Annotated in this window: 14 protein-coding genes; 5 read left to right on the top strand and 9 right to left on the bottom strand. The window is 64.9% G+C overall.

Annotation, left to right across the window (positions count from 1 at the left end):
- The first annotated feature begins 121 nt into the window (after positions 1-121).
- The 5 genes from GRI99_RS18800 to GRI99_RS16210 all read left to right on the top strand — a co-directional run bounded on the left by GRI99_RS18800 (position 122) and on the right by GRI99_RS16210 (position 4,477).
- Complete coding sequence (locus GRI99_RS18800; protein WP_237438415.1) at positions 122-898, top strand: winged helix-turn-helix domain-containing protein; 777 nt, start codon at positions 122-124, stop codon at positions 896-898.
- Positions 899-955: 57 nt separating this feature from the next.
- A complete protein-coding gene (locus GRI99_RS16225; protein ID WP_160773119.1) occupies positions 956-2,404 on the top strand; it encodes an MFS transporter in 1,449 nt (482 codons plus the stop codon).
- Positions 2,405-2,459: 55 nt separating this feature from the next.
- Entirely contained in the window at positions 2,460-3,485 is a 1,026-nt protein-coding gene (locus GRI99_RS16220; RefSeq protein WP_160773118.1) for a family 43 glycosylhydrolase, read from the top strand.
- Positions 3,482-4,042, top strand: coding sequence for a hypothetical protein (locus GRI99_RS16215; RefSeq protein WP_160773117.1), 561 nt, complete (start codon positions 3,482-3,484; stop codon positions 4,040-4,042). Before GRI99_RS16220 ends, GRI99_RS16215 begins: the two co-directional genes overlap by 4 nt.
- A gap of 228 nt (positions 4,043-4,270) precedes the next feature.
- Positions 4,271-4,477, top strand: coding sequence for a cold-shock protein (locus tag GRI99_RS16210; RefSeq protein ID WP_160773116.1), 207 nt, complete (start codon positions 4,271-4,273; stop codon positions 4,475-4,477).
- 76 nt (positions 4,478-4,553) lie between these two features.
- Here GRI99_RS16210 and GRI99_RS16205 read toward each other — a convergent pair whose 3' ends face one another.
- The 9 genes from GRI99_RS16205 to GRI99_RS16170 form a co-directional block, all read right to left on the bottom strand.
- Positions 4,554-5,321 carry an EamA family transporter gene (locus GRI99_RS16205; protein WP_237438414.1) on the bottom strand — a complete coding sequence of 256 codons (768 nt, stop codon included), beginning with the start codon at positions 5,319-5,321 and terminating at the stop codon, positions 4,554-4,556.
- A gap of 121 nt (positions 5,322-5,442) precedes the next feature.
- Positions 5,443-6,936 carry an FAD-dependent oxidoreductase gene (locus tag GRI99_RS16200; RefSeq protein ID WP_337192944.1) on the bottom strand — a complete coding sequence of 498 codons (1,494 nt, stop codon included), beginning with the start codon at positions 6,934-6,936 and terminating at the stop codon, positions 5,443-5,445.
- Between the two features lie 432 nt (positions 6,937-7,368).
- Positions 7,369-7,728: a hypothetical protein gene (locus GRI99_RS16195; RefSeq protein ID WP_160773115.1), complete on the bottom strand. Its 360-nt coding sequence runs from the start codon at positions 7,726-7,728 to the stop codon at positions 7,369-7,371.
- Between the two features lie 148 nt (positions 7,729-7,876).
- The gene (locus GRI99_RS18915) at positions 7,877-8,011 is read right to left on the bottom strand and encodes a hypothetical protein (RefSeq protein ID WP_272917424.1); all 135 of its coding nucleotides are present in this window, start codon (positions 8,009-8,011) and stop codon (positions 7,877-7,879) included.
- A gap of 117 nt (positions 8,012-8,128) precedes the next feature.
- Positions 8,129-9,028: a hypothetical protein gene (locus GRI99_RS16190; RefSeq protein WP_160773114.1), complete on the bottom strand. Its 900-nt coding sequence runs from the start codon at positions 9,026-9,028 to the stop codon at positions 8,129-8,131.
- Positions 9,029-9,659: 631 nt separating this feature from the next.
- Complete coding sequence (locus GRI99_RS16185) at positions 9,660-9,875, bottom strand: hypothetical protein (RefSeq protein WP_160773113.1); 216 nt, start codon at positions 9,873-9,875, stop codon at positions 9,660-9,662.
- A 48-nt stretch (positions 9,876-9,923) separates the two neighbouring features.
- Entirely contained in the window at positions 9,924-10,745 is an 822-nt protein-coding gene (locus GRI99_RS16180) for a DNA adenine methylase (protein ID WP_160773112.1), read from the bottom strand.
- Between the two features lie 139 nt (positions 10,746-10,884).
- Positions 10,885-11,952 (bottom strand): phage portal protein, encoded by a 1,068-nt coding sequence (locus tag GRI99_RS16175; RefSeq protein WP_160773111.1) that lies wholly within the window; start codon positions 11,950-11,952, stop codon positions 10,885-10,887.
- 25 nt (positions 11,953-11,977) lie between these two features.
- Positions 11,978-12,979: phage terminase large subunit family protein (locus tag GRI99_RS16170; protein WP_202393152.1), on the bottom strand; the 1,002-nt coding region annotated here is incomplete at its 5' end.

The following is a 12,979-nucleotide window of genomic DNA, read 5'->3' as shown; positions in this document are numbered from 1 at the left end:
GTAGACCGCCGCCGCAGGGCGGCCCGCTGCACCGAAGCCGGGCAACCGGGGGTTAGCCCCTAGTTGCCAAGGCGGCCGCGACCTGTGCCTTGAGGAGGCGCACGGAGGGGCATGAAGGGCAATGATCTTTGGCTGGATCGCCGCGACAGCCGCGCCTCCCGACCGCTGGGACATGCGCCGGGCCGGCTGGACCCTGTGCCATGGCCACCAGGGCAGCCGCTGCGATTGCCGTCACGTCCTGGTCTGCGATACCCGCGCCCTGACGCCGGAGCAGCGCCGCGGCCTGGCCGAGGCCGACAAGCCCGCCTGGCGGTTGATCCTGCTGGGGGTGGAGGAACCGGCCGAGCGGGCGGCGCTGCTCTCGCTGGGCTGTGCCGAAGCGCTGGGCGCGGCCACAACCTTGCGCGAACTGGCGCTGCGCGCGGCCAGGGTGGACGAGATGTTCGGCCTGCTGCCGCGCTGGCGCGACCTGGGCCCGCTGACGCTGGACCTGTTCCACCGCGATGCCCGCAAGGGCTCCACCTGGTTGCACCTGCACCCGCGCGAGTTCGGCGTGCTGTGGCGGCTGGCCGATACCCCCGGCGAGCCGGTCACGCGGCGGCAACTGCTGGAGGACGTGTGGCGCATGGCGCACGTGCCGCCCACCAACAGCGTGGAGGTGCACGTCTCGCGCCTGCGCGCCAAGCTGGCGGCAGCCGGCTGCGCCGAGCTGGTCGAGACCGTGCCGCAGGGCGGCTATCGCCTGACCGCCGACCTGCCCTTCATGTTCCCGCGCAAGCCGGGAAGCGAGCGCGACAAGCTGGATCGCTACCTGCTGGCGCTCGACTGGCCCGATCCCGCCACCCCCTTTCCCCTGGAGAGCGACCGACGCGACGAATTGGCACAATTTCGCCGCTAGCCTAGGCAGGCCCGGCCCTCTATCCTCAGCTCCCGGTTCGGGGAGAGAGGATCACCAATGGCCACCAGTGCGGGCAGCAGGCTCGACGTTGCGCAGTTCCTAGAACAGCGCGGCATGACGCCGTTCCATTACTACCTGCTGGCGGTGTCCTGCCTGGTGACCTTCTTCGACGGGCTGGATTTCTCGCTCGTCACCTTCACCCTGCCCTACCTGCAGGAAGAGATGGCGCTCGATTCGACGATGATCGGGCTGGTCAGTTCGGCCGCCTTCCTGGGGCAGATGGTGGGCTCGCTGGCGGGCAGCTATTTCGCCGACATCGTGGGGCGGCGGCCGGTGATCATCTGGTGCACGCTGCTGTCCGCCCTGCTCACCTTCGTCACCGGCTTTGCCGACGGGCCGTGGCCGCTGATCGTGCTGCGCTTCCTGGGCGGCCTGGCCATCGGCGGGCTGCTGGCGCCCGCCTGGTCGATCAACATCGAATCGATGCCCAAGGGGTCAAAGGCCCGCGCGGTAACGATCATCATGCTCGGCTTCTCGGTTGGCGGCGCGGCAGCGGGGCAGGTGACCAACTTCTTCGCCTCACCCGACTATCCCTATGCCGCCTGGCACGCCGCGGGTGCCATGCCCGCCTTCCTGCCGGGGCCGAGCTGGCACATGGTGTTCTTCGTCTGCGGCGCGGCCACGGGCCTGCTGGCGCTGCTGCTGGTGTTCACCATGCCCGAAAGCGCCCGCTGGCTGGTGGCCAAGGGCAAGCCGGCGGAGCGCGTGGTGCCCCTGCTCAAGCGGTTCGACCCGCAGGCCGATCTCGGCGCCTACTCCACCTTCACGCTGTCGGACGAGGGCAAGACCGGCGACAAGCAGGATCCGCTGGCCAAGCTGGTGGAGCTGTTCCGCGGCTGGCTGGTGTGGATCACCCCGCTGATCTGGATTACCTACTTCTGCTCCAGCTTTGCGATCTACCTGAAGAGCGCGTTCGGCGTGCTGTTCCTGGTGGAACTGGGCTTTGCCCGGGAAATGGCCAACAACCTGTCGTCCATCGGCGGCATCGCGGGGGCGATAATGGGCGTGCTACTGCTGGTGTTCACCGAGAAGCGCGGGCCCGCGTGGATCGCCGCCGCCCCGCTACTGGGCATTCCGCTGGCCATCCTGATCGGATCGGGCATCCTGCTGTCAGGCCCGCTGTTCGTGCCGGTGATCCTGATCGGCGCGATCACCATCGGCGCTGGTCACGCTGCGGTCATTTCCATCACCAGCATCTACTACCCCAGCGCCGTGCGCGCCACCGGTGGCGGCTGGGCCAGCTTCATGGCCAAGTTCGCCGCCGTGGCCGCGCCCAACATCGGTGCCGCCTGGTTCCTGGGCAGCAAGCAGGCAGTGCTGGATGGCTACCTGCTCACCGGCCTGTGCCTGCTGGGCGTGGTGCTGGGCCTGATGGCGCTGGCGGTGTTCGCGAAAAGGCTGGAGGCAGACCGGGCGCAGGCCCAGGCGGCGCAACCCGCCGAATAGGCCTGACCCGACAAGGGTGCTTGCGCTGGCAATTGTCGGAGTTAAGGTTCGCGGCATGGTAACGCTACCACTCCGCTTCGTCCCTGTGCTGCTCGCCGCCCTGGCCGCCTGCGCGCCCGCCGCGCCGCCGGCGGTTATGCTCACCCAGCCGGGAGACACCTTCACCTATGCCGGCAACCCGCTGATCCGCGACCGGCACACCGCCGATCCGGCCCCACTGGTGGTGGGGGGCCGGCTGTATCTCTACGTCGGGCATGACGAGGCGCGCGGGGACCAGATGTTCAACATCACCCAGTGGCTGGCCTATTCCACCACAGACATGCGCACCTGGACCTATCACGGCCCGGTGATGCGCCCGACAGACTTTGCCTGGGCCGCGCGCGATGCCTGGGCCAGCCAGGTTATCGAGAAGGACGGCCGCTTCTGGTTCTACACCACGGTGGAGCACGATCCGGCGCAAGGCAGCAGCGGCAAGGCAGTAGGCGTGGCCATGGCGGACAATCCGCTGGGGCCGTTCACGGACGCGCGCGGCAGCGCACTGATCCGCAACGAGGATACGCAGGGTCCGCATAGCTGGGACGATATCGATCCCACCGTGTGGACCGAGGCTGACGGCACGACCTGGCTGTTCTGGGGCAATGCCGAGCTGAAGATGGCCCCGCTGGCCACCGACATGACCCATCTCGCCGGCCCGATCCGCACCATCGAGCTGCCCGATTTCGAGGAGGGGCCGTGGATCTTCGAGCGGCAGGGCACATACTACCTGGCCTATGCCAGCATGGACAAGGCGATCCACCCGGACGAGCGGATCTCCTATGCCACCGCGCTCGCCATCACCGGCCCGTGGACCTGGCGCGGCCAGATCACCGGAGCGGCGGCCAACAGCTTCACCATCCACCCCGGCGTGGTCGAGTTCCAAGGCGAATGGTACCTGTTCTATCACGTGGGCACGCTGGATGTGGGCGACCAGCCGGGCGGACTGGGCCGCCGCGCCGTGGCGGTGGAGCGGCTGCGCTTCGGGCCGGACGGGGCGATCCTGCCAGTCGAGCAGACGGCGCGCGGCATCTTGTCGCTGCCATGAGAGGGCTGGTTCTGGCCGGCCTGCTGCTGGTGGTGCCTGCGGCCGCGCAGGAGCACCGCCCGCCCGAGGCGAGCGTGGCGGGCTGGTCCTTGGCAGCGCTTCCCGCCCCTTCGCAGGTGGCGGGCAATCGCACCGGCCTTTCTGCCAGCCAGGCCGCCTTTTCCGGCATTCTCGTTCCCGCCGGTGACTTCATGCTGGAGACCACCCTTGCCTATCGCAACCTGGCCGATGGCGACGTGGCGGGAATTGCCCTGCGCGGCACGAACGGCGGCTGGATCAGCCTGCAACTGGAACAGATCACACCTGCCCTGCTGCTGGCCGTGCGCCAGCACGTGCCAGGCGGGATCGACGCGCATGGCCGCCTGCTGGAGACCATCGCGGTTTCCGGCTGGCATGACGGGACAATCCGCCTGTGGGTGGAACGGCGCGGCGGGCTGTTGCGCTTCGCCCATGCCCCCGTGGATGGCGAGTGGCAGCATCTGGGCGGCCCCTTTGCCGGTCCTGCCGGCGAGGCGGCACAGCTGGGCCTGTTCGCGGTGGACGGGGCGGAACGCTAGGCCCGCCGCATTGCCTACCGCGCTACACTGGCACGGCGGCCGCAGCGCGATAATCCGCCGCGGCCATTGTAAACGGCAGACCCGCAACCCATATCAGTCAGGCTTACGTCGCATGCGACGGATATCGGGTAGCCTCAAACCTCCTCCTTGTCCCTTTCTAGCCTCACAAAGCCGGGATGTGCCGCTGTTGGCGCATGCCCGTCAAACAACGGACAAAGGATACCCGTTATGACCATCGGAACCGTAAAATTCTTCAACCCTGACAAGGGCTATGGCTTCATCGCGCCGGAAGGCGGCGGCAATGATGCCTTCGTGCACATTTCGGCCGTGGAACGCGCCGGTATGGGCACGCTGGATAAGGACCAGCGCGTCTCGTACGACCTGGAACAGGACCAGCGCGGCAAGACCTCGGCCGTAAACCTCGCGAACGCGTAACCGCGCATCGCCTGCAATCACGCGCAAGGGTGCGGAAGGCCACGGGCTTTCCGCACCCTTGTCATATCAGAAGTCGTCATAGCAGGGGCGCGTCGGGCGCTGGCGGCACCGGAGACCGCGCGGTCAGCGCGCAACCCGCGCTGGCCCCGATCATCAGGGCAACCGCGAGCCATTGCGTGCCCGTCAGCCGCTCACCCAGTACCACGAAGCCGGCCAGCGCCGCCACGGCCGGAGCACTGCTGGTAATCAGGCCGAAGGTCTTGGCGGACAGGTGTGCCAGCGCCTTCATCTCCAGCACATAGGGCACCATGCTGGACAGCAGCGCCACGCCCGCCCCCCAGGCCAGCACCTGCGGGTCCAGCAGGGCGCTACCCGCATGACCGATTCCGAAAGGCAGCGTCACAAGGCAGGCAAAGACCACCCCGATCGCCACGCTGCGCGCCCCGCCCAGGCCCGATACGCGCTTGCCCAGCACGATATAGCCCGCCCAGCAGGTGCCGGCGGCCACGGCAAAGGCCAGCCCCAGCGGATCGAGCCGCTCTGCCGCCCCCGGCCAGGGCACCAGCAGCGACAACCCGGCCACGGCCAGGGCCAGCCACAGGAAGTCGGTTTTGCGGCGTGAAAGCGACAGGACCAGCAGCAGCGGCCCGGCAATCTCGATCGCCACGGCCAGGCCCAGCGGAATGCGGGCGATGGCCCAGTACACCGTCAGGTTCATCAATCCCATCGTCAGGCCATAGGCCGCCAGCCAGCCCAGCCGCGCGCGCGGCACCGGCTCACCGCGCCACGGCCGCACCAGCAGCCACAGGCCCAGCGCGGCAAAGCCGGTCCGCAGCGCCGCCATGCCCTCTGCACCACGGTGCCGAAAAGGCTCTTGCCCAGCGCCGCGCCCAGGTTGACGCTGATCGCCGCCGACAGCACCAACAGGGCCGCGCGCGCCGGGTCCATGCTGGCGGGATGGGGCACTACTCCGCCGGGACCTGCTCGGGCTGGCCAGCGTCCGCCACTACCGCATCGTCGGAAAGGTGCGCGCCCTGTTCGCGCAGCACCTTGCGGATATCCGCCACCTTCACGGCGCGCGGCTGGATGCCGGCATTGACGGCCAGCGCCGCGCCCACCCCCGCCGCGTGGCCGGTCAGCCAGCACTGCGGGATTTCGCGCATGAAGCCGTGGCTGCTGGGATCGCAACTGATGTGCCGCCCGCCGACCAGCAGGCCGTCAAGCTGGCGGGGCACCAGCGAACCATAGGGCACGCTGATCACCGGGAACTTGGGGCTGATGCTGGGGGATACGCCCACTTCGTCTGCACGGGGCACGCCCAGCGGCCAGTCCTTGCGCTCGATCCGGGCAAGGCCCGCGAGCCGCCGGGTGTGCCGCACGCCAAGCTGCTGCGCGCTTTGCAGGCTGTAGACGTGCTCGAAGCCCGGTGCGTGCTTGCGGAAGAACTGGCAGTGGCCTTCCATCAGCCGGTGGCTGCGGATTTCCACCTCGGTCATGTCGTCCACCTGCAGCGCCGAGAGGCCCGACTGGCGCGGCCCCAGGAACAGGGCGATGTCCGGTCGCCAGGAAACATAGGGCGTCTGGAAATAGCCCAGCTCCTCGCGCCCGCGCTCCATGAACTGGGCAAGCTGCTCGGGATGCTGCGTCTTCCAGTCGATCCAGCGGTCCATGTTGACTCCGCCCAGCACCCAGCCGGTGTTCATCGAATGGTGGACGTCGCCTTCTTCGATATCGGTATCGAAGGCGGCCCCGGCGCGGGCGAACATGTCACCATCGCCGGTGGTATCGACCACAACCTTGGCCAGCAGCGCGTGGCGGCCCATCTTGCTTTCGAAAATCACCCCCTTCGCCGCACCGTGCTCCACCAGCGGCCGCGCGGCCCAGGCGTGGAAAACGATCCGCACGCCCACTTCCAGCAACATCTCCTGGTTGTTGAGCTTCATCCGCTCCGGATCGATCGTGGGCGCCCACTGGACGATGCCGTGGAAGGCGGTGGTGCGGTTCCTCCAATAGGCGAACTTGTCGAGGTCCTGGCTGCCCCAGTCGGCCTTTGGCGGGCCGGCCACGGCATCGGCCGGCATCCGCTCGATGAAATGGCGGGCAAAGCCCTGGATCACGTGGTTGCCGTGCCAGTCGGTCATGCGGTCGATCCACATCACCAGGCCGCCCGTGGAAAGCCCGCCCAGGCAGTTGTAGCGCTCCACCAGCGTCACCCGCGCGCCCGCCTTCGCCGCCGCCCACGCCGCCGCGCAGCCCGCCGGGCCGCCACCGATCACCGCCACGTCGCATTCGTGATAGATGGCGATGTCGCGCGCTTCCTCGCGCACCGTGCCCGCTCCGTTGGGGGGCGGCAGGTTGCGCTGGTTGCTCTCGAACACGTCGGAGCCCAGGAACCGCTCCTCGCTGTGGCCCTCAACGCGAGCCATCTTCACGCCCGTGTTGTCGGTATTGTCGCTCACTTGTCAGCCTTCCAGATCGGGATCCACCCGGCCACTATGGCAGCGCCGCTCGATTCTCCTCCATGCATTCGCCGGGGAAGGCGATAACCGACCGCGTGAATCATCGGCGGATGTTCTCCCGTTGATTATGTCCGAATGCGCGGAGCGGTGACACAATGCAAGGTCCCCGGAAACGATATGCGGCTCGCCTGCCAGCGCCTCTTGCCAGCGCAAGGCCCATTCGCTAGGTGCGCGCCTTCCGGCCCGATGGCGGAGTGGTTACGCAGAGGACTGCAAATCACTAGCCAGCCCAGGACTTAGGCCGATTTTCCGCAATTTTTGCTCAAATCCTTTCCGCTGCCTTTCGCCTAGGCTTCAAGCCCAGTGCGGAACGGATTCCGGCAGCTTTTGGGGATCTACTGCGGTGCCTGCCAACGTCTGAAATGGGGGTGGTTAGCTGACGTCAGAATGCGCAATGCGATTGCGGACTTTTCGTCCCTCATTCCGATTTCGCCTCGCTACCTTGCGCTCAATGACGGCAGCTAAAGGCTCATCGGGCGATTTTGCCCATCCGCCGAGCCGGGCGGTATTGTGTCTGACGGAGCTTTCAACAAGTTCTAACGCAGCAGCATCCAGTTGCTCCACGTTAGCGAGCGCCTGATTATTCTCGTGCCGAACCCGGCGATTTTCTTTTGCCTTACGAAGGGGAATGGATTTGCGAGCGGCATGCGGGCTCTCGCCAAAAGTATTACGGCGGTCTCGCTTAAGGCTTAGAGCCTTCTTCTCTTGCGGAGATTTTCGATCCTTACCCATTATGGGTCTAGCATAGTCTAAGCGGGAACGTCCGCAATGGGGTCGCTTGCTGACTGGCAGCTTTTCGGCTGCACGATGCCAAAAGCAGACCTCTAACGCTGGTTGCGCCGGTTGGATTTGGTTGTTGGCGAACAATCCGTATCGGCGCCTAGCTTCGCACACTAGCGCACTCGCTTGTCGCCCAGGCATCGACGCACAGCCGGACCGCGTCGAGATCATCGCCACCGGCAGCCAGCGGATCGCTGCCCAAAACCAGATCGGTGACGAGGGCAAAGTCGGCCAAGCGGCCGACGGGCGGCGTAAAAAACAACCGCAATCCGGTCCGTCGACTGCTAGGATTTGCGCCCGGCGATGAGCGGGAGGCATTGCGGGTTGGGGAGGAGCTGTTGGGGCTGAGACCCTAAACGAGCACTTGCAGCTTACCAGCGGCGTTGATTTCAACAGGTTCGATAATCCCGCTTGCCGGTTGCAATGCTTCGGCGAATTCCCGCGGCTCAAGCCAATGCTCGACGCGACATCTCGTCTTGAACAGGAGCGTCATGAGGAACACGTTCGGCCGACCGATGTCCACCGGGATGTGAGCGTTAATGCTGAGGTTCTCGTCCCCGTCAGCCCATTCTCGTCCGATATGAAGTGTTGCAACAGTACCTCCTGGTAGAGGAACAGAGGACAGGTGCATCCTATCCATCGCAAAAACCGCAATCTCCTGACCGCGCGTTTTGAGGATCTCTAATTCTTCATCGCAAATTAGACGATTTTTCACGAGGCATGTTGCCAGATCCCCAACCAGATTATCCTCATCGAAGGCCCATTGGAGAGGCACGGCAAAGAAATACCGGTCGCACACCGCGCGTTCCTTGGGAGAAAGTTCTTCGGAAAATACCGGCTGCCCGTCACGTACATCGACTATCTTTCGATGTGCCGAACGGAGAAGCTTTACCACCTGCCCTCTCGGCATCCGGAGTGTCGCTCTCAAGTTATCATCATGATCCATTTCGAGCGCAGCCAGTGAGGTCGAAAGGAAGTCGTCAATATCGCCTGGGATTGGAAGGCCCTCGCGACGAGCAGTGTCGCGACGCCACGAAAACCCCATTAGTAATGCGAAATTTTGGATACTCTTGCAGGCAATTCCCTGATCACGCTCTTGGCGGTGTGCAGAGAAATCACCTATTTCTCGGACCAACTTCGCGCCGAAAGATCGCTGCCGCAATGCGAGGAAAAGCTCGTCGAGATCCCGCGCATGGTGCGCGCCGGCCAACAGGCGCTCAACTCGGATGCGAAGGCCCTTATCGAAGGTCATAGAGAAGCAATTGCCGGCCCATCAGCACCTCCAAACTGGCCTGTCGCTTTAGCTGATCGTCCGGGGGGCGTCGACCGCCGATCACCGGCCATCCTCTCAGCCAGCCTGGGACATGTTACTTCGCACATTGTCGCACTCCCCTGTAGCCCCGGCATCGCCTCGGGCGCCTCACTGCGTTCTAACGACGTTTTTCGCAGTTTTGCGTTGGCCTTCGCTCAAGTCGGGGGTGTGCGTGGCAAGTGAGTTACAAAGGTGACATTTGTTTAAATTCAATAGCTTATGAAGTGATATTTTAGTGATATTCTTGTTACCAGATTACCTGTCTAGACTGTGATATTCTCAAAGATAATTCTTCCATAAAATCAATGATGTAACAAAAATGGCCTAGAAAAATCACTTCATGTAACCTCAAGAAGGTGACATGCTTTATCATTATAATTCAGATTGTTAGGAATGGTTCGAGGGGGCATGTAACCAATGTAACTCCTTTGCCGCATATACCCCCCTCCCCGGCGGCGCACGGCATCTCATCAGGATGCACAATGGGGCATCAAGAAGCCGAGGGCGTGGCGTGGGGGCGAGCGCGGCGCGCCGGGTAGAGGCAGGGCGTGCGCCAAAATGGCGCCGTGGGTCAGCCGGGGCCGAAATGGGATGGTCGGGCACCGCAGTCGCCGCAGCGCAGGCGCGATGCGACCTTGCTGATCAGGTGGCCTCCACCAGCAGCGAGGCTACGGTCCAGAAGCTTGGCCGGGTCGAGCAGCACAACCCGGCCGCAGCGGCATTCTACGCGAAGCAGCAGGCCCTCACGGGTCAAGGCGGTCAGTGATTCGAATCGCTTGGTGCTCACCCACACGTAAGAACAGGATGAGAACAAATGGTCAAACCGGCGGGAGCATCAGCCCCCGCCCGTGATCACCAGCTCACCGAACTCGCGGCTCTTGTCCATCCCGCCCAGGGTGTAGCGCACGTCCTCCTCCTGGTGGTCGAAGCCGGCGAAGATCCGGCGCACCTCGGGATGATCGTTGATCGACAGGATGAACCGGCCTTTCAGGCCCGCCAGCTGCTCGGCCATAAGGGCGAACTGGTCGCGATCGAACAGCTCACGGCCATAGTCACCCTCGCAGCCGTAGTACGGCGGATCGAGGTAGAACAGCGTGCCGGGCCGGTCATAGCGGGCGATGAACTCGCTCCAGGGCAGCCGCTCGATCTTCACCGGTGCAAGCCGCTCGTGGATCGCCTCCAGCACCGGACCCAGCTTGGTCACGTCGAACCGTGCCGGCGCGATATAGTCGACGCCATAGCCGCGCTGGGCCACCTTCCCACCGAACGTGAGGCGCTGCAGATAGAGAAACCGCGCCGATCGCTGCAGGTCCGTCAGCGTGGACGGGTCCTGCCGCACCAGCAGCTCGAAGTTGGCCCGGCCCGTTACCTGGAAGCGCAGCATGTCCAGGAAAGCCACGTAGTGGTGCTGCAGCACGCGGAAAAAGGTGGCCACATCCTGCGACCAGTCGTTGATGGTTTCGCTCTTGGGGCGCGAGACGCGGCGGAAGAACACCCCGCCCATGCCGACGAAGACCTCACAATAGGCCGCGTGCGGTACGGTCTCGATCAGCGCCACCAGGCGCTTGGCCAGCATCCGCTTGCCACCGATGTAGCCGGCCGCCGGGCGCACCGGAGAGACCGGCTCGCGGGTGAAATCAGGATTCGACTCTGTCATGTTTGTTCCATAAATGTTCCGCTGCCGAGTCGGCAGGCGGGATGGCCCCAAGGCGGGACCGATTGGGACATGACGATCTAGCTTCGTCGGATTGGGGCGTTGGCGCGCCCCATCCCCCGCCTCTCGGCGTGGTAACCTGTCAGCGCCGCGCGCCAGCCCCGGCCGGCACCCGCCGCCCGGTCTCGAACTCCACCTCGTCCCCGTTTGAACAGACGTAGTTGCGGAAGGTCAGCACCTGGATTCCGAACCACTCGTTCATGCGCAGCATGCGCCGGGCCAGCGGCACGATCTCGATCTCGACGAAGTTGTCGCGGGCCTCGCCCACGCTGCCGAAGCCGCCGTTGTTCTGGGGAATGATGCCGATCAGCTGCGGCGGCACGCGGTGCGCGGCCAGCAGGTCATCGCGGCTGATGTTCTTCACGCTGGAGAACTCGTCCTTGGCCGCCACCTCGCCGATCGGCAGCAGCTGGATGCCGTCCTTCTTCCCGCCGGGGATGTGGACGAACATGTTCTTGAAGTTGCCGACACCCTTTGCCTGTTTCAGGCGCTGCTCGATCTTCTCGCTGGTCTCATTGTCGGCCAGCGCCTCACTCATGTAGAGGATGAAGCCCGCGTGGGCGCCATTGAGGTAATACCGGCGGCGGAACAGCGTGGCGTTCTCGTTGAGCAGGCCGCTCTGCAGCGCGGAAAGCCATTCGGGCAGGCCATAGATCTCCTGCGCCACGTCGGGCTGCTGCAGGTGGTAGATGCTGCCATTTGCGAATTCGTGGTCGCTCGATCCCATCGGCCCGGTGACCCACCAGTACGCGCCATCCTTGGTACCGCGCCGGGTGTGTCGGGCCAGCGCCACCTGGGCGCGGGCCATGCCGCCGGCCATGTTCGGCACCCGCTCAAGATAGCCGTTGCCCATCTGCATGAAGTCATTGGCGAAGCGCTCGAAGTCGTCGGCACCCAGCCAACGGCTCGGCTGCATGTGCGCCACCAGCAGGTTGACCTTCAGCGCGATGGCGCTGCGATGGTGCGGGCTCATGTTGAAGCTGCGCGCCAGCGTGTCCATCGGCAGCGGCGGCTCGTACCAGCGGTTGTTGTGCCAAACCTCGAAATAGCTGGAGAGCTCGCGCCGATCGAGCACGCTCTCGGGATCGCCAAAGGTGAATACCATTCCCCCCTGAGATGCCGGTGCGGGGATGACTTGCTGGTCTGCCATGTCGGGTTCCTTCTGCTGGCCCGGATCAATCGGAAAAAACTACGCGGCCACCGCCGCCCTGGTGGGCGGTGCCGGCGTCCATCGGTTCGTTGGAAAGCGCGTTGAGAATTGCCCAGGCGATATCGGCGTGGCCGATCTTGCCGTTGCGGTGGGCGATGTAGGTCACGCCCTTCTGGCTGCCGGTCAGCGCCGGGCGGATCGCCATGAAGGCCTGCAGCACATCGGTCCAACCGGCGTCGAACTCGATGCGCTGGGCGCGGAAAATGTTCTGGCCCTTCAGCACCAGGGCCGTCTTGCTGGACACCGAGTATTCGATCTTGCGCACCTGGGGGAACCACTTGCGCACCAGTTCCCAAACCGCGCCGCCATGGCCGGTGGTGTCGATCGAGATATCGGTCACGTTGTAGCGGGCGGCCACCTGTTCGATGAAGTCGGCCTGGCCCTGGTAATCAAGGCCGTTGAGGCGGAACTTCTCGAGCACGCGGAACTTGCCCTTGCCCGGCTCGTCCGGCACCGCCAGAACCGCCAGTGCGGCATCGTCGCGGCCCTGCTTGTTGGGGTCGTACCCCACCCACACCGGCTTTTCGCCGAATGGGCGGCCGCCGGGCACATCGATCAGCGCGGGCTTGAAGTCGCGCCAGCGCATGAAACTGTCCACGCGGGCCGGTGCCAGGCGCGCCCAGGGGAAGCTGCTCTCGCTGTCGTCAACGTCCTCGCATTCGAAGAGGTTGCGGAATTCCTCCTCGGAATACTCGGTGCGCAGTTCCTCGACGTCGACCAGCTTGCCCAGGCCGCGCGCCACGGCATCGTGGATGGTAACGCTCTGCTGCCAGGTGCCATCGGGCCTGTTCGCGCCATCGCGCAGGTGCCGGTGGCTGATGTCGAATTCGCGCTGATCGCCCTTGGCGCGGCCCTTGTTCCATTCCTCGCCTGACCAGAAAGCGTGGCTCTCGTGGGTCTTCGTGCTGGGCGTGGAGAAATAGGTGCGCTTGTAGATCTTCTGGGTGGCCATGGCGCTGGCCACGCG

Source organism: Alteraurantiacibacter buctensis, assembly GCF_009827655.1.
GTDB classification, from domain to species: domain Bacteria; phylum Pseudomonadota; class Alphaproteobacteria; order Sphingomonadales; family Sphingomonadaceae; genus Alteraurantiacibacter; species Alteraurantiacibacter buctensis.
This window is presented reverse-complemented; position numbering and strand designations above follow the sequence as displayed.

Bases quoted from the DNA above. Each gene is read 5' to 3' on its own strand.
- GRI99_RS18800 (WP_237438415.1), top strand. From the start codon at position 122: ATGATCTTTGGCTGGATCGCCGCGACAGCCGCGCCTCCCGACCGCTGG.
- GRI99_RS16225 (WP_160773119.1), top strand. From the start codon at position 956: ATGGCCACCAGTGCGGGCAGCAGGCTCGACGTTGCGCAGTTCCTAGAA.
- GRI99_RS16220 (WP_160773118.1), top strand. From the start codon at position 2,460: ATGGTAACGCTACCACTCCGCTTCGTCCCTGTGCTGCTCGCCGCCCTG.
- GRI99_RS16215 (WP_160773117.1), top strand. From the start codon at position 3,482: ATGAGAGGGCTGGTTCTGGCCGGCCTGCTGCTGGTGGTGCCTGCGGCC.
- GRI99_RS16210 (WP_160773116.1), top strand. From the start codon at position 4,271: ATGACCATCGGAACCGTAAAATTCTTCAACCCTGACAAGGGCTATGGC.
- GRI99_RS16205 (WP_237438414.1), bottom strand. From the start codon at position 5,321: ATGGCGGCGCTGCGGACCGGCTTTGCCGCGCTGGGCCTGTGGCTGCTG.
- GRI99_RS16195 (WP_160773115.1), bottom strand. From the start codon at position 7,728: ATGGGTAAGGATCGAAAATCTCCGCAAGAGAAGAAGGCTCTAAGCCTT.
- GRI99_RS16190 (WP_160773114.1), bottom strand. From the start codon at position 9,028: ATGACCTTCGATAAGGGCCTTCGCATCCGAGTTGAGCGCCTGTTGGCC.
- GRI99_RS16180 (WP_160773112.1), bottom strand. From the start codon at position 10,745: ATGACAGAGTCGAATCCTGATTTCACCCGCGAGCCGGTCTCTCCGGTG.
- GRI99_RS16175 (WP_160773111.1), bottom strand. From the start codon at position 11,952: ATGGCAGACCAGCAAGTCATCCCCGCACCGGCATCTCAGGGGGGAATG.